Here is a 14,722-nt window from a genome sequence, read left to right as displayed (position 1 = left end):
TCAGGGAAGCTCGAACGGCAACTCCTGGCCGTCGAGCGCGTGCCGGCAGGAACAGGTGGCCACCGCGTCCGGCTCGTACGCCGGGAGCCCGGCGATGGCCCGGGTGAGCAGCGCCTTCATCCGCTCGATGTTGCCGGCGAACTGCGCGAGCACGGCGTGGTGGGTGACGGCGTCACCCCCGTCCACGCCCGCGTCGTGGTCGGTGACCAGGCAGACCGTGGAATAGCACATGGCCAGTTCCCGGGCGACGGACGCCTCCGGCACCCCGGTCATGCCGACCACCGTGCCGCCCAGCGCGGCGTGCATCCGCGACTCCGCGCGCGTGGAAAACCTCGGCCCGTTGATGACGACCAGCGTCCCGCCGTCCACCGGCTGCACGTCGGCGTCGGCCGCAGCGAGGACGGCCGCGCGTCCGCGCGGACAGTACGGGTCGGCGAAGCCCACGTGCACGACCTTGCCCTTGGCCGAGTAGACGGTGTGCTTCCGGCCCCACGTGCGGTCGATCACCTGGTCGGGGACGACGAACGTGCCGGGGCCGAACTCGGCCTTCAGCGAGCCGACCGCCGCCGGTGCCAGCACCTGGCGGACGCCGACGCTGCGCAGCGCCCACAGGTTCGCCCGGTAGTTCACCCGGTGCGGCGGGAACTGGTGCCGTTGCCCGTGGCGGGGAACGAAAGCGACCCGACGTCCGGCCACCTCACCGACCGTGATCGGCGCGCTGGGCGATCCGAACGGTGTCGTGGGCAGGACGGTGGTCGCGTTGTGCAGGAACTCGTAGAACCCGCTGCCGCCGATGATGCCGATCTCCGCGTCCATGGCGAAGAGCCTAGACCGCCCGGACCCGCAGAATGTCGGCGAGGAGTGTCACGATGCCGTCATGAGCCTCCTGGTGCGTCCGGCGACGTCCTTCCCGGACGTGGCCGCGGTCCTCGGCCCGCGCCGCCCCGACGCGAACATCTGCTGGTGCCTGAGCTATCGGCTGCGCTCGAGCGCGGAGAACCGGTCCCTCACCGGCCCCGCCCGCGGGGAACGGGTGGAGCAGCTCTGCGCCCTCGACCCGCCACCCGGCGTGCTCGCCTACCGGGACGGGGAGGTGGTGGGCTGGGCGGCCGTCCACCCGCGGGCGGACACGAGCTTCGCCACCGCCCGGCGCATCCCGCACGTCGACGACCTCGACGTCTGGTCCGCCTGGTGCTTCCGGGTGCGTCCCGGCCACCGGAAGCAGGGCATCACACACGCCCTCCTCGACGGGGCGGTCGCGTTCGCCCGCGACCACGGCGCGCCGGCGATCGAGGGGTACCCGGTCGACAACGGCGGACGGCGGGTGGACCTGACGATGGCCTACGTCGGCACCCGGAAGCTGTTCGAGGACGCGGGGTTCGTCCCGGGGTCGGCCACCACGTCCGTGCTGGCCGGGTTCCCGCGGGTGGTGATGCGCCTGGACCTGCGCTGACCTACTTCTTCTTCTCCGAGGTCTCACCGGTGGAGAGGGCGGCGACGAACGCCTCCTGGGGCACCTCGACGCGGCCGACCATCTTCATCCGCTTCTTGCCCTCCTTCTGCTTCTCCAGCAGCTTGCGCTTGCGGGTGATGTCGCCCCCGTAGCACTTGGCGAGCACGTCCTTGCGCATGGCGCGGACGGTCTCGCGCGCGATCACTCGGGCGCCGATGGCGGCCTGGATCGGCACCTCGAACTGCTGGCGCGGGATGAGTTCCTTGAGCTTCTTGGCCATCGCCACGCCGTAGCCGTAGGCGGCGTCGGTGTGCACGATCGAGCTGAACGCGTCCACCGGCTCGCCGTGCAGCAGGATGTCGACCTTGACCAGCTTGCTGACCTGCTCGCCGGCCTCGTCGTAGTCGAGCGAGGCGAAGCCCTTCGTCCGCGACTTCAGTGCGTCGAAGAAGTCGAACACGATCTCCGCCAGCGGCATCAGGTAGCGGATCTCGACCCGGTCCTCGCTGAGGTAGTCCATGCCGAGCTGCTCCCCGCGACGGGCCTGGCACAGCTCCATCACCGTCCCGATGTACTCGGCGGGGGTCAGGATCGTGGCCCGCACGACCGGCTCGTGCACCTCCGCGATCTTCCCGTCCGGGTACTCCGAGGGGTTGGTGACGGTGTGCTCCGTGCCGTCCTCCATCACCACCCGGTAGACGACGTTCGGCGCGGTCGAGATCAGGTCGAGGTTGAACTCGCGTTCCAGGCGCTCGCGGACGATCTCCATGTGCAGCAGGCCGAGGAAGCCGATGCGGAAGCCGAACCCCAGGGCGCCGGAGGTCTCCGGCTCGTAGACCAGCGCTGCGTCGTTGAGCTGGAGCTTGTCGAGCGCCTCGCGCAGCTCCGGGAAGTCGGCACCGTCGATCGGGTAGAGGCCGGCATAGACCATCGGGTGCGGTGGACGGTACCCGCCGAGGTCCTTGCGCGCGGGCCGGGACGCCGCGGTGACCGTGTCGCCGACGCGCGACTGCCGGACCTCCTTCACGCCGGTGATCAGGTAGCCCACCTCGCCGACGCCGAGGGCGCTGGCCTTCACCGGCTCGGGCGAGATCACCCCGACCTCGAGGGTCTCGTGCGTGGCCTTGGTGGACATCATCAGCACGCGCTCGCGGTGGCTGAGCTCCCCGTCGACCACGCGGACGTAGGTGACGACGCCACGGTAGGTGTCGTAGACGGAGTCGAAGATGAGGGCGCGCGGCGGGGCCTTGGGATCGCCGACGGGGTGCGGGATGTCCGCCACCACATGGTCGAGCAGTTCGCGCACCCCCTCGCCGGTCTTGGCGCTGACCCGGAACACGTCGTCGGGCTCGCACCCGACCAGGTGGGCGATCTCGGCCGCGTACTTCTCCGGCTGGGCGCTGGGAAGGTCGATCTTGTTCAGCACCGGGACGATGTGCAGGTCGGCCTCGAGCGCCAGGTAGAGGTTGGCAAGGGTCTGCGCCTCGATCCCCTGCGCGGCGTCGATCAGCAGGATCGCGCCCTCGCAGGCGGCCAGCGAGCGGGACACCTCGTAGGTGAAGTCGACGTGACCGGGCGTGTCGATCATGTTGAGGACGTAGTCGGTGCCACCGGACGACCACGGCATGCGCACGGCCTGGGACTTGATCGTGATGCCGCGCTCGCGCTCGATGTCCATCCGGTCGAGGTACTGGGCGCGCATCGACCGCTCGTCGACCACGCCGGTGAGCTGCAGCATGCGGTCGGCCAGGGTGGACTTGCCGTGGTCGATGTGCGCGATGATGCAGAAGTTGCGGATCAGCTCGGGCGGGGTCTTGCCGGGAACGGGAGTTGGCATGCGCTTTCTTCGGTCAACGGGACAGCCAGCACACGATACCGGACGGGACGCCACCGCCGGACGGCACCCCCGTCCGGCCCTGGACGCCGCTGCGGCCGCCGCCGGGGTGGCGCGGGACGACGATTTGAGGCCCGGCTACGGTCGCTGATAGAGTGCGAAGTCGCGTCCCGTGCGGCGCGACGACCAGCACACACCTGCGAAAAGGGCAAGCCCGGTGGCGAACATCAAGTCTCAGAAGAAGCGGATCCTGACCAACGAGAAGGCCAGGCTGCGGAACAAGGCCGTCAAGTCGAGCCTGCGTACCCACGTCCGCAAGTTCAACGAGGCCGTGGCCGAGGGCGACACCGCCAAGGCGCAGGACCTCGCGAAGACCGCGACCCGCGCGCTGGACAAGGCCGTCACCAAGGGCGTCATCCACAAGAACCAGGCCGCGAACCGCAAGTCTGCGATCGCCACGAAGGCCGCCGCTCTCTGAACTTCCTCGACAGACGCCGCCCGGGAGACCGGGCGGCGTCTGTCGTTCCCTGAGGTCCCCTACCGGTCAGCGCCGCTCGCGCGTGCGGCACCCGATGACGGTGAGCACCACCTGCTCGAGCGCGAAACCCGGGTCGCTGGCCGCGCCCTTCACCGCGGCGTCGGCGACGGCGACGGACTGGATGGCGCGGGCGATCCCGGCCGGGCTCCAGTCCCGCGCGAGCCGCGACAGGTCCTTCAGCTTCCACGGCGGCACCCCGATCGCACGGGCCAGGTCGGCGTCGCGGAGGCGCGCGTCGCGGCCCTCCAGGTACCGGCCGAGGCTGCGCAGGTTGCTGGACAGCGCGCTGGTGATGAGCACGGGGGCGACGCCCGTCGACAGCGCCCACCGGAGCTTGGCCAGGGCACCGTCGCTGCGCCCGCTGAGGGTGTCGTCGGCCACGGCGAAGCTGGTCACCTCCGCCCGTCCGCCGAAGTAGCGCCGCACGGCCGCCTCCGTGACCAGGCCGTCGGCCGAGTCGTCGAGCAGTTGGCGGACGGCGGCGGCGAGTGACCGGGTGTCGGTGCCGACGGCCTCGACGAGCACCGCGGCGCTGGCGGCGTCCGCACGGCCGCCCAGCCGGCGGGCCTCTGCCGCGACGAACTGGGGAAGCTCCCACGGCTTGATCGAGGGGTGGTCGGCCACCTGGAGCCGGAGCTTGCGCAGCCGGTCGAGCAGGGCCTTGCCCTTGTTGCCGCCGGAGTGCACGAGGGCGAGCGCCAGGTCGGAACCGGGGTCTCCCGCCAGAGCGACCACCTGGTCGGCCAGGTCGGCGGGCAGCTCGGCGAGGTCGGTGACGACGAGGACGGTGGCGGACGCGAAGAGCGACCCGCCCGCGGCCTCGGCCAGCGACCCGGCGTCCAGCGACGGGGCCTCCACGCGGGTGACGGCGGCGTCCGGCCGTTCGGAGACGGCGCGGGACACGAAGCCGGACACCGCGCGTTCGGCCAGCAGCGCCTCGGGCCCGGTGACCAGCAGCGCCCGCCCGAACGGGCTCGTCTCATCCACGGGCCTAGCATGCCAGCCGCCTCCCCCCTCGGCTCACCCGCCCCGCTGAGTGGTGACCTCCAGCGTCGGACCCGTCCGGCGGACCGCGATCGACCCGTTCCGGTCGGTGCGGTAGATCCGGGCGCCGCCCGCTTCCACCGCGGAAACCGTGCGCGGGGCGGGGTGCCCGTAGTCGTTGTCACGACCGACGCTGACCAGGGCGACGCTCTCCCCCACCCCCGCGAGGAAGGCCGGCAACTGGTGCCCCGAGCCGTGGTGGGGCACCAGGAGGACCTCGGCCGCCCACTCCGGCACGGTCGCCACCGCGTGGCTCTGGCCGGCCTCCTCCAGGTCGCCGGCAAGGACGATGCGCAGCGAGCCGGTGGTGACCCGCATCAGGACGGAGCTGTCGTTCTGCTCGGCGCTGTCGTTCTGGTCGGCGGCCTCCTCCCCCGCCGGTCCTGCGTCGTAGGGGCGCACCGAGAGCACGGCGAGGCGGACGTCGCCGGCCCCGACGACCAACCCGGGGACGGCCACCGTCCGCGGGACGCCGGGCAGGGCCGCGTCCACCCTGCGCCAGTTGGCGGCGGGCTCCTGGATCCCGGAGTAGAGCAGCCGGTCCACCCTGCGCCCGGACGTGACACCCGCGACCCCGCCCGCGTGGTCGGCGTGCAGGTGAGTGAGCACCAGCCAGGCCACCTCGCTGACCCGGAGCTGGTCCAGGCACCGGTCCACCGGCCCCGGGTCGGGGCCGGTGTCGACAACGATGGCCTGTCCCGGGCCGGTGGCGATGACCGTCGCGTCGCCCTGCCCGACGTCGCAGCTGACCACCTGCCAGGACGGTGGCGGCCAGCCGGGGGCCGTGACCGGCGTCAGGAGCGCGGCGGCCATCGCGAGAGCGACGAGGACGGCGAGAACCGGACGGCGCCACACCAGTGGCAGCGCCACGACGGCCACGACACAGCACGCAGCCAGGACGCCCAGTCCCACCGAGCCCTCCGGCCAGGTCAGGACGGCGCCGGGGAGGGCGCTGCCGAACGCGGCGATCCAGCACAGCGCCTGCGCGAACCCGCCGGCCGCCCATCCGGCCACCGCCGCCAGCGCAGGGACCGGCACCGACAGCGCCGCGGCAGCGAAGCCGAAGACCGTGCCCGGCCCGACGAGGGGTGCAGCGACCAGGTTCGCCGCGACGCCGGCCAGGCTGACCTGGCCCGAGATGGCGGTGACGACCGGCTGGGTGGCCAGCTGGGCCGCCACCGGGACGGCCACCGCCTCCGCCAGCCACCCGGGTAGCCACGCCGCCAGCGCCGACGCCCACCGCCGCGCCCACAGGATGATCCCGGCGCTGGCGAACACCGACAGCACGAAGCCGGTGGACCGGCACAGCCACGGGTCGACCAGGACCAGCCCGACGACGGCCCAGGAGAGGAAGCGCAGGCCGCGCCGGGCGCCGCCCAGGCCGAGGGCCGCCAGCCCGACCATCCCCATCGCCGCGGCGCGCAGCACGCTCGGCTCGGCCCGGCACAGCAGCACGAAGGCCACCACGCCCACCAGCACGACGCCGCGCCGCCACCACCCGGTGACGCCCAGCCGGGAGGCCAGCCACAGCATCGCCGCCAGCATCAGGGTGAGGTTCGCCCCGGAGACCGCGGTGAGATGGGTCAGCCCGGTCGCACGGAACTGGTCCTGCAACTCCGGGGTCATGGCGTCGGTGTCGCCGACCACCAGCGCCGGGACGAGGGCCCGCGGATCCTCCGGCAGGCCCGCGACGGCCTCACGGAGGCCCTGCCGCACCCGGGTCACGGCGGCGTCCACGGGACCGGGCGCGGCGACGACCTCCGGCGGCGTCCGGACACTCGCCCACGCGCTGGCCTGCTGCCCCGCACCGGCAGGGCTCAGTCGCACGACGCCGCGGACCTTCGAGCCCGGCGCCAGATGCGCCCACGCGTCGAGCAGGCCGCCGGAGGCGGACAACCGGACGGTGGCGCCGGTGTCCCACGCCGCCCCACGCCCCGCGACCCGGTCGAGGGTGGCTTCGGCGAACCAGACCGGTCCGCCGGGTCCCCGATCCGACACGCGACCACCGGCGACCCGCGCCTGCACGTCCACCACCGCCCCCTCGGCGGCCCATGCCGCGACCGGGCCGGTGGCGGACGCCCACGCCCTGGCGACGGCGAGTCCCGACGTGGCGACGAGCACGAGGGCGATCGCGGCCGGAAGCAGGCGCCGCCGCCACCCGGCGACGACGACGAGGACCGCCCCGGCCACCGCCCCGGCGGCGACGAACCACGCTTGCGCAGAGGTGCCCGCCCACGAGCCCGCCCAGGCGGCAGCGGCGAGCAGCGGGGGACGCCAGTCGGTGCGCTCCCCCTCCACGGGCGGGCCAACAGTCTGGGCGCGGCCCCGACCGGCCTCCCGGTCACGGGACCCGGACGTGCGGCGCGATGTCGGCATACGTCTTCGGGCCGATCCCGTCGACCTCCTGGAGCTCGGTGACCGCCGTGAACCGCCCGTGCTCGGCCCGCCAGTCGAGGATCTTCTGGGCGGTCACCGGCCCGACCCCGGGGAGCGTGTCGAGTTGCTGGAGCGTCGCGGTGTTCAGGGAGACCGTGCCAGAGCCCGCGGCCGTCCCGCCCCCGCCATCGCCGACCGCCGAGCGGACTTCTCCCCCCGGCTTCGACCGCGTCCCCACCACGACCTGGGCACCGTCGGGGACGACGGCTGCCAGGTTGAGCTCTCCGGGGTCGGCCGAGCCGGTGAGCCCACCCGCGGCGTCGATGGCATCGGCCACGCGGCTGCCCTCCGGCAGGCGGACCAGGCCCGGCTTGCGCACCGCCCCCAGCACGTGAACGAGCACCTCCGGCGGGGTCGCGCTCGGCGTGGGCGTCGGGCTGGCCACGACCGTCGGCACGGCGGCCACCGCCACCGGTGTCGACCGGGCCTGGAGCAGGCCGTACACCGTCCACCCCGTGGCCACCACCAGGACGAGGACCACCGCGGCCAGGTGCTCGCGGGTGAACGACAGCGCCTTCTGCCCCACGCCGGCCGCCAGGACCCCCATCGTGCGCAACGCGCTGCCCGGCTCGCCCACGGCCGCCCCCTGCGCTTCCGTCGCCGACGACCCGGGCCGCGCCCGCTCCCGTGGACGGGGAGGGCCGGCGCGGGAGTCGGTCGCCACGTCGGCCGGGGTCCGGTCCGGTGGACCGGCACTGTCAGGCTCCAACTCCGGCCGGTCGCGGTCACGGTGCCCTGAAGGACGGTCGTCGGCGGGATCGGCCTCGGGAAGCGCGTAGCGCGGTCGCACCTCCGCGAGCAGCAGCTCGAGACGCTCCCTCACGACATCGCTCAGCACGGGATCGGACGCAACCTTCATGCCGCACTATCCGTGGGCGAGCCCCCGGGGGCTCCACCCCGCCCGGACGCCTGTGGACAGCCGGCCGTCCCGGCACGGGTTGTCCACAGGTGGCGCCTCCACGGGCTGCTCCCGGCACGCCTCGACGACGGGCTTGCCCCGGGCTGCCAGTCTGGAGCGGTGACCCCGACAGCCCGCCGCACCCCGGCCCCACGGACGCCGCCGCGCGGTGCGCGTCCGGGCAGGACCGGCCGCGCGCGGGCGGGTGGGCCCCGGGTCCCCGCACCTCCGGCAAGCGTCCGCCCGCTGCTGGTCGCCGCAGCGGTGAGCGCTGCGCCCGCTGCGGTGCTCCTGCTGCTGGCGGTCGCGCCCGAACTCCAGGCGCGGCACGAGTGGCTGGCGATGGCCGCGTCCTTCGCTCCGTACGGCTGGGTCGCGTGGCTGGTCGCCCTCGTCCTCGTGCTGGCCGGCGCGCGGGGCCGAACACGTCTGGCCGCGGCCCCGCTCGCCCTGGGACTGGCGTGGCACACCGCCATGCTGGTGCCCTACCTGCCGGCGCCGGCGCCGGCGACAGCTGCGGCGTCGCCGTCGGCGTCGATGTCGGTGCTCGAGTTGAACCTGCACTACGGGAGGGCTGACCTGCGCGCGCTGGCCACGCAGGTCCGCGAGGCCCGCCCCGACGTCGTCGTGCTGGCCGAGGTGACCACCGCGAACGAGGAGGTGTTCGGCCAGAAGGCGTGGGCCAGGATGTTCCCGTACCGCGCGGGCAGCGCAGGGCAGCCCTACGATCCCGCGACGGGGATCGGCGACTCGCGGGGCACGCTCGTGCTCTCGCGGTATCCGCTGTCAGCCACCGAGCACGCCGCGGCCACCCGGTTCACGAACCTGGCCGTCGTCGTGGAGCTTCCCGACCACCCGTTCACCCTCGTCGCCGCCCACCCGGTCAACCCCGAGTACGGCGCGGACGCCTGGGTGAACGACGCCGAAGCGCTCACCCGCCTCGCGCTGAAGCACGACGCCGGGCCACTGGTGGTGGCCGGCGACCTCAATGCCACCGCAGAACACCTCACGCTGCGGCAGCTGAGCGCGCGAGCGGGGCTCACCGACGCCGGGGCGGGTCACGGCTGGCAGCCGACCTTCCCTGCCGACGCGTGGTACCCGCCACTGATCCAGATCGACCACGTGCTGGTCTCGCGGGAGTTCCGCACGCTCGACCACCACACGATCCGCGTGCCCGGCACCGACCACCTGGGGCTGGTCGTCCGGCTCAGCCTGGGCTGAGCGCCGCCCGGGGCGGGCCGGTGCCTGCCGCCGGGCGTGGAACGACGCCGGCGCTCAGGCCGGGACGATGCTGACCAGCCGCGGCGCCCGGACGATCACCTGGCGCACCTCGCGCCCGGCGAGCGCCCGCTGGACGCCGGGATCGGCCAGCGCGACAGCGGTGAGCTCCTCCTCGGAGATGGCCGGTGCGACGTCGAGCTTCGCGCGCACCTTGCCCTGCACCTGGACGACGCAGGTCACCGAGTCCGCGACCAGCAGCGCAGGGTCGACGACCGGCCACGCGGCGTTGGCCACGGACGGGGCGTGGCCCAGCAGCTCCCACATCTCCTCGGCGACGTACGGGGCGATGGTGCTCAGCGAGACGGCCACCGCCTCGACGGCCTCGCGGACCGCCGGGTCGGCCGGACCGGCGCCGGTGTCGATCACCTTGCGGGTGGCGTTCACCAGCTCCATGATCCGGGCCACGGCCACGTTGAACCGTTGGCTCTCCAGCGACTCGGTGATGTCCGCGACCGCCTTGTGGGTCACCCGCCGCATCGCCAGGTCACCGGCGGCCGGGTCGGTCCCCGCGGCGCTGGCCACGTCCTGCGCCAGCCGGTGCGCGCGCTGCAGGAACTTCAGCGACGAGCCCGGCGACATGTCCGCCCAGTCGATGTCGTCCTCCGGCGGGCCGGCGAACACCACGGTGGTGCGGATCGCGTCCACACCGTAGGCGTCGATCTGCTGGCCGAGGTCGACCCCGTTGCCCAGCGACTTGCTCATCGCCTTGCCCTGGTTGATCACCTGTCCCTGGTTCATCAACCGCAGGAACGGCTCAGGGAAGTCCACCAACCCCAGGTCGGCGAGCACCTTGGTGAAGAACCGCGAGTACAGCAGGTGCAGGATCGCGTGCTCGACGCCGCCCACGTACTGCGCGACCGGCATCCACTTCGCCACCTCCGCGGGGTCGAACGGCCCCTCGGTGTAGTTCGGCGAGCAGTAGCGGAAGAAGTACCAGGAGGAGTCGACGAACGTGTCCATGGTGTCGGTGTCGCGCTCCGCCGGCCCGCCGCAGGCGGGGCAGGCGACGTTGACCCACTCGGTGGCAGAGGCCAGCGGGCTGGTGCCCTTGGGGGCAAGCGCCGCGCCGCGCAGGTCGGGCAGCCGCACCGGCAGCTGGTCGTCCGGCACCGGCACCTCGCCGCAGGAGGGGCAGTGCACGATCGGGATCGGGCAGCCCCAGAAGCGCTGGCGGCTGAGCAGCCAGTCGCGCAGGCGGTAGGTGATCGCGGACTCACCGCGTCCCTCTTCTGCCAACTGCGCGGTGATCGCGGCGATCCCCGCCTTCTTGTCGGCCAGCCCGTCGAGCGCCGGCGAGTTGACGTACGTCCCGTCGCCGGGGGTGGCCACGCCGGTCTCGCCCGGGTCGGGCTGGCCGGTCTCGACCACCACGCGGACGGGGAGATCGAACGCCTTCGCGAAGTCGAGGTCGCGCTGGTCGTGGGCGGGCACGGCCATCACCGCGCCGGTGCCGTACTCGGCCAGCACGTAGTCGGCCGCGTAGACCGGGAGGCGCTCCCCGTTGACCGGGTTGATCGCGTGGACGCCGAGGAAGACGCCCGACTTGGGCCGCTCGGAGGACTGGCGCTCGATCTCGGTGACCCGCTTGGTCGCCTCCAGGTACTCCTCGAAGGCGGCCCGGTGCTCTTCGGTGACGATCTCGGACGCCAGCGGGGCCTCCGGCGCGACGACGAAGAAGGTGGCGCCGAACAGGGTGTCGGGGCGGGTCGTGAAGACACGCACCGGCTCGTCGCGTCCCTCGATCTCGAAGTCGACCCAGGCGCCCTCGGAGCGCCCGATCCAGTTGCGCTGCATGGCGAGCACCCGGTCGGGCCAGTGGCCCTCGATCAGGGACATGTCGTCCAGCAGCCGCTGGGCGTAGTCGGTGATCTTGAAGTACCACTGGGTGAGCTTGCGCTTCGTGACGACGGCGCTGCAGCGCTCGCACAGGCCCTGAACCACCTGCTCATTGGCCAGCACGGTCTGGTCGTTCGGGCACCAGTTCACGTAGCTGTCCCTGCGGTAGGCAAGGCCACGCTCGTAGAAGCGCAGGAACAGCCACTGCGTCCACCGGTAGTACTCGGGGTCGGACGTGTGCAGCCGCCGCGACCAGTCCAGGCTCAGGCCGTACCGCTTGAAGGAACGCGCCTGGGTCTCGATGTTGGCGTAGGTCCAGTCCGCCGGGTGGGCGTCGCGGGCGATGGCCGCGTTCTCGGCGGGCAGGCCGAAGGAGTCCCACCCGATCGGGTGCATCACGTCGAAGCCGCGCAGTCGCCAGTACCGGGCCACCACGTCGCCCATCACGAACGCCTCGGCGTGACCCATGTGCAGGTCGCCGGAGGGGTAGGGAAACATGTCGAGCATGTAGCGGCGTTCCCGCGACCCGTCGTCGAGCGGGCTGAAAGTGCCGTCCTCCTCCCAGAACCGCTGCCACTTCTCCTGCGCCGCGGCGGCGTCGTAGCTCGTCCGTTCCCGTTCGGTGGTCACTTCGGTGTCTCTCCTTCGTCCTGCGCGCATCCCTGGGTGGCATGAAAAAGCCCCCGCGGGCCGACAGGCTCGCCAGGGGCCGCCGCGACTGCGTTGCAGCCGCGGCTATCGAAGCAGCAGGGATGCGTGGTGCACCCCAGAATGGTATCGGATCGTGCGTACCCACCCGCACGCGCCTCCCGTGACGGTCCGGCCGGCCCGCCACCGCTACCAACAATTCCGTAGCCGAGGGTCGCCCCGAGCCTCGGGCAGGGTGGTTAGGGAAGCCTTTCCTTGCTTGCGACTAGGGGTTTCGCTCACAAGCATGGATGGCGTGGCACTCACCATCGGCGTCGTCGACGCGACCAGGAGCGAATCGCTGTCGCACCGCCTGAACTGGCTGCGCGCAGGCGTCCTGGGCGCGAACGACGGCATCGTCTCCACCGCGGGCCTGGTCTTCGGCGTGGCCGGCGCCACCACCGACTCGGTGGCCCTGCTGATCGCCGGCCTGGCCGGAATGGTGGCGGGCGCCCTGTCCATGGCCGGGGGCGAGTACGTGTCGGTCAGCAGCCAGAAGGACAGCGAGCTGGCCGCCCTCCGCCGGCAGGAGCACGAGCTCGCGTCCGACCCCGAGGGCAAGCTCCGGCAACTCGCCGACCACTACTCGGAGCGGGGCCTCTCCCCCGAGCTGGCCGAGCAGGTCGCCCGTGAGCTCAGCGAACACGCAGCCCTCGACGCCCACGCCCAGGTGTTCCTCAACCTCGAGGCCGGCGACCACGTGTCGCCGTGGTCGGCGGCCCGCGCGTCCCTGGTGGCCTTCCTCGCCGGCTCGGTGATCCCGCTGCTGGCGATCGTGCTCACGCCGCTCGGCGTGCGGCTGCCGTTCACCGTCACCGCCGTGCTGCTCGCACTGGTCGTCACCGGGTTCGTGAGCGCCCGCCTGGGCGGCGCCCGTCCAGGGCGGGCGATCGTGCGCAACGTCGTGGTCGGCAGCCTGGCCATGGGGCTCACCTACGCCGTCGGCTGGCTGGTGGGTCAGCAGCTCTGAACAAGTCCGTGAGCGCCCCCAGGACGGCGCCACGCAGTTCGGGCCACGCGGACGGCGGGACCACCTCGGCGTTCAGCCAGTCCAGCACCGCGGCGAGCGGCACCGCCGGGTCCACCAGGTCGATCTGTTCGAGGCACACCACCTGCAGCGCCCCGTCCCCGGTCTGCCAGGCCGCCATGCCGAGCAGCCCCAGCACGGACGGGCGCTGGGCGCCCAGGCTGCGCCGTACGGCACCGCTCCACGCCCGGAGTTGGCGGTCGGCTGTCTCCTGGCCGAGGTCGCGCAGCGCGTCCAGCTGGCACTCCGGGCGGACGGCGAGCAGCGCGAGCCGCACACCATCGGACACCGAGGGTGGCTCCTCGGCGGCGAGCAGCCGTCGCAGCAGCCGTCGCCTCCCCCGCACGCCCAGGGCCTGCAGCTCCGCCGACCGTTCGGCCGCCTCCCCCGACAGCGCCTCCAGGTCCGTGCCCGGCGGGCCGGCCAGTCCCGCGGCGAGGTCGCGCCGGGAGCCCCTCGCCGGCAGCCCGAGGACGGCGGCCTCGGCCGCGGCCGCTCCCACCGCCCCGGTGATCGTTCCGCCCGGGCCGTCGGGACAGTCCGCACGCCAGGTGGACGAGCCGACCTGCAGCAGGCGGCCCAGCCGCACCAGGCCGACCAGCTCCACGCAGGAGGCCAGCACGTCCCACGCCAGGCGGTCGTCGTCGGTGTAGGCGAGGAACCAGCCCTCCGCGTCCGGGAAGCGGCCGAACAGCCGCCCGAGCAGGCTGTCCAGCGCGGCCTCCCCGGCCACTGCGGCGAGGTCGACCCGTGCGGTCACGACGACCCTGCCCCCCTGCAGGACCACCACCACCAGCGACTCCTCGGGGTGGAACCCGATCAGGTAGGGCACCAGCCCGACCAGGTCTTCGACACTGCGCACGGCCAGCCGTGCCTGCGGTTCAAGGACGCTCACACCAGGGCATTCTCCGAAGGCGCTGCGCGGATCCGCGCACCCGTCCACAGGCCCCTGGCCGGCCACCCGGTTGTCCACAGCCGTGACGGTGGGGCGGGGTAGCCTTGACGGCGATGACGCAGAACCTCCCCTCCGGCACCCCGGACGACCGCACCCCGAACGGCCCGCTGGCACCGCCCGCGGGCTGGGCGCCGGCGCCCCTGTCCGACGGCGGCCGGCCCTCGGTGGGCCGCGCCACCCGGGCGCAGCCCGTGGCCGGCGACCCGCTGGGCACCTCGGTCCTGCCCGCGGTCACCATCGAGGAGTTCGCCCCGCCCCGCTCCCGGCTGCCCCTGGTCGTGGTCGCGGTGGCGCTGCTCGCCGCCGCGCTCATCTGGGCGGGTACGACGTGGCGTGCGCAGAGCGGCCCGACGGCGGAGGGATCCCCCTCGGCCCGTCCCTCGGCGACCTCGTCCGCACCCGGGCTTCCCTTCGTCACCCCCGACGAGCGCTTCACCGGGCGCTGGGAGATCCTCCAGCACCAGTGGACGGACTCGGGCCTCGAGGTCGAGATCAGGGTGGCCGCGGAACGCGGGCCGATCACCTACTCCTTCGCTGCGTTCGGCAACAACGACATGCAGTCGACGAGCGCCTCGCCCGGCTCGCAGAACCCCAAGTTCACCGGCCTGCCCATCGCCAGCGGGCGCGACGAGACGGGCTGGCTGTTCTTCCCCCTCGAGCGCGGGCCCTCGACCATCATCCTGGCCACGGCCAGCGGCAACCAGATGTCGGCGCTGCCGGTCGCCGGGTGATC

The 14,722-nt window shown here is 73.3% G+C and carries 12 protein-coding genes; 5 read left to right on the top strand and 7 right to left on the bottom strand.

Translation table 11 applies throughout. The annotated features are described in order from the left end of the window. The gene (locus ACFQQJ_RS09990; protein ID WP_377106116.1) at positions 1 to 816 is read right to left on the bottom strand and encodes an S-methyl-5'-thioadenosine phosphorylase; all 816 of its coding nucleotides are present in this window, start codon (positions 814 to 816) and stop codon (positions 1 to 3) included. A gap of 61 nt (positions 817 to 877) precedes the next feature. Between ACFQQJ_RS09990 and ACFQQJ_RS09985 the strand changes: the two genes are divergently transcribed. Continuing rightward, positions 878 to 1,453 carry a GNAT family N-acetyltransferase gene (locus ACFQQJ_RS09985; RefSeq protein WP_377106114.1) on the top strand — a complete coding sequence of 192 codons (576 nt, stop codon included), beginning with the start codon at positions 878 to 880 and terminating at the stop codon, positions 1,451 to 1,453. 1 nt (position 1,454) lies between these two features. Here the strand turns inward: ACFQQJ_RS09985 and lepA are convergent, their stop codons facing one another. Next, complete coding sequence (gene lepA / locus ACFQQJ_RS09980) at positions 1,455 to 3,290, bottom strand: translation elongation factor 4 (RefSeq protein WP_377106112.1); 1,836 nt, start codon at positions 3,288 to 3,290, stop codon at positions 1,455 to 1,457. Positions 3,291 to 3,504: 214 nt separating this feature from the next. On the opposite strand from lepA, the gene rpsT reads away from it, so the two are divergent. Further along, a complete protein-coding gene (rpsT, locus tag ACFQQJ_RS09975) occupies positions 3,505 to 3,765 on the top strand; it encodes a 30S ribosomal protein S20 (protein WP_377106110.1) in 261 nt (86 codons plus the stop codon). A gap of 66 nt (positions 3,766 to 3,831) precedes the next feature. On the opposite strand, the gene holA is transcribed toward rpsT, so the two are convergent. The 3 genes from holA to ACFQQJ_RS09960 are packed head-to-tail and all read right to left on the bottom strand — an operon-like array spanning position 3,832 to position 8,164. Beyond that, a complete protein-coding gene (holA, locus tag ACFQQJ_RS09970) occupies positions 3,832 to 4,812 on the bottom strand; it encodes a DNA polymerase III subunit delta (protein ID WP_377106108.1) in 981 nt (326 codons plus the stop codon). A gap of 33 nt (positions 4,813 to 4,845) precedes the next feature. Further along, on the bottom strand, positions 4,846 to 7,167 hold the full coding sequence (locus tag ACFQQJ_RS09965) for a ComEC/Rec2 family competence protein (RefSeq protein WP_377106107.1): 2,322 nt from the start codon (positions 7,165 to 7,167) through the stop codon (positions 4,846 to 4,848). 43 nt (positions 7,168 to 7,210) lie between these two features. After that, positions 7,211 to 8,164, bottom strand: coding sequence for a helix-hairpin-helix domain-containing protein (locus ACFQQJ_RS09960; RefSeq protein WP_377106106.1), 954 nt, complete (start codon positions 8,162 to 8,164; stop codon positions 7,211 to 7,213). 159 nt (positions 8,165 to 8,323) lie between these two features. Between ACFQQJ_RS09960 and ACFQQJ_RS09955 the strand changes: the two genes are divergently transcribed. Then, positions 8,324 to 9,424 (top strand): endonuclease/exonuclease/phosphatase family protein, encoded by a 1,101-nt coding sequence (locus tag ACFQQJ_RS09955; protein WP_377106104.1) that lies wholly within the window; start codon positions 8,324 to 8,326, stop codon positions 9,422 to 9,424. 54 nt (positions 9,425 to 9,478) lie between these two features. Here ACFQQJ_RS09955 and leuS read toward each other — a convergent pair whose 3' ends face one another. Next, a complete protein-coding gene (gene leuS / locus ACFQQJ_RS09950) occupies positions 9,479 to 11,980 on the bottom strand; it encodes a leucine--tRNA ligase (protein WP_377106103.1) in 2,502 nt (833 codons plus the stop codon). A 283-nt stretch (positions 11,981 to 12,263) separates the two neighbouring features. On the opposite strand from leuS, the gene ACFQQJ_RS09945 reads away from it, so the two are divergent. Next, positions 12,264 to 12,977 (top strand): VIT family protein, encoded by a 714-nt coding sequence (locus ACFQQJ_RS09945; RefSeq protein WP_377106101.1) that lies wholly within the window; start codon positions 12,264 to 12,266, stop codon positions 12,975 to 12,977. Here ACFQQJ_RS09945 and ACFQQJ_RS09940 read toward each other — a convergent pair. Continuing rightward, positions 12,937 to 13,929, bottom strand: a complete 993-nt coding sequence (locus ACFQQJ_RS09940) for a DUF4192 family protein (protein WP_377106099.1) — start codon at positions 13,927 to 13,929, stop codon at positions 12,937 to 12,939. The two genes, ACFQQJ_RS09945 and ACFQQJ_RS09940, sit on opposite strands and share 41 nt — an antisense overlap. A 113-nt stretch (positions 13,930 to 14,042) precedes the next feature. Here ACFQQJ_RS09940 and ACFQQJ_RS09935 point away from each other — a divergent pair, with 113 nt between their 5' ends. Further along, positions 14,043 to 14,720, top strand: a complete 678-nt coding sequence (locus ACFQQJ_RS09935; protein ID WP_377106098.1) for a hypothetical protein — start codon at positions 14,043 to 14,045, stop codon at positions 14,718 to 14,720. Positions 14,721 to 14,722: the final 2 nt, after the last annotated feature.

This window comes from Propionicimonas sp. T2.31MG-18, from assembly GCF_964266745.1.
In the GTDB taxonomy this organism is placed as follows: domain Bacteria; phylum Actinomycetota; class Actinomycetes; order Propionibacteriales; family Propionibacteriaceae; genus Propionicimonas.
Note: the sequence above shows the minus strand (reverse complement) of the source record. Positions and strands in the feature narration are given on the sequence as shown.

Excerpts from the sequence above, each read along its gene's own strand:
- ACFQQJ_RS09990 (WP_377106116.1), bottom strand. The coding sequence starts at position 816 with ATGGACGCGGAGATCGGCATCATCGGCGGCAGCGGGTTCTACGAGTTC.
- ACFQQJ_RS09985 (WP_377106114.1), top strand. The coding sequence starts at position 878 with ATGAGCCTCCTGGTGCGTCCGGCGACGTCCTTCCCGGACGTGGCCGCG.
- lepA (WP_377106112.1), bottom strand. The coding sequence starts at position 3,290 with ATGCCAACTCCCGTTCCCGGCAAGACCCCGCCCGAGCTGATCCGCAAC.
- ACFQQJ_RS09960 (WP_377106106.1), bottom strand. The coding sequence starts at position 8,164 with ATGAAGGTTGCGTCCGATCCCGTGCTGAGCGATGTCGTGAGGGAGCGT.
- leuS (WP_377106103.1), bottom strand. The coding sequence starts at position 11,980 with ATGCGCGCAGGACGAAGGAGAGACACCGAAGTGACCACCGAACGGGAA.
- ACFQQJ_RS09935 (WP_377106098.1), top strand. The coding sequence starts at position 14,043 with ATGACGCAGAACCTCCCCTCCGGCACCCCGGACGACCGCACCCCGAAC.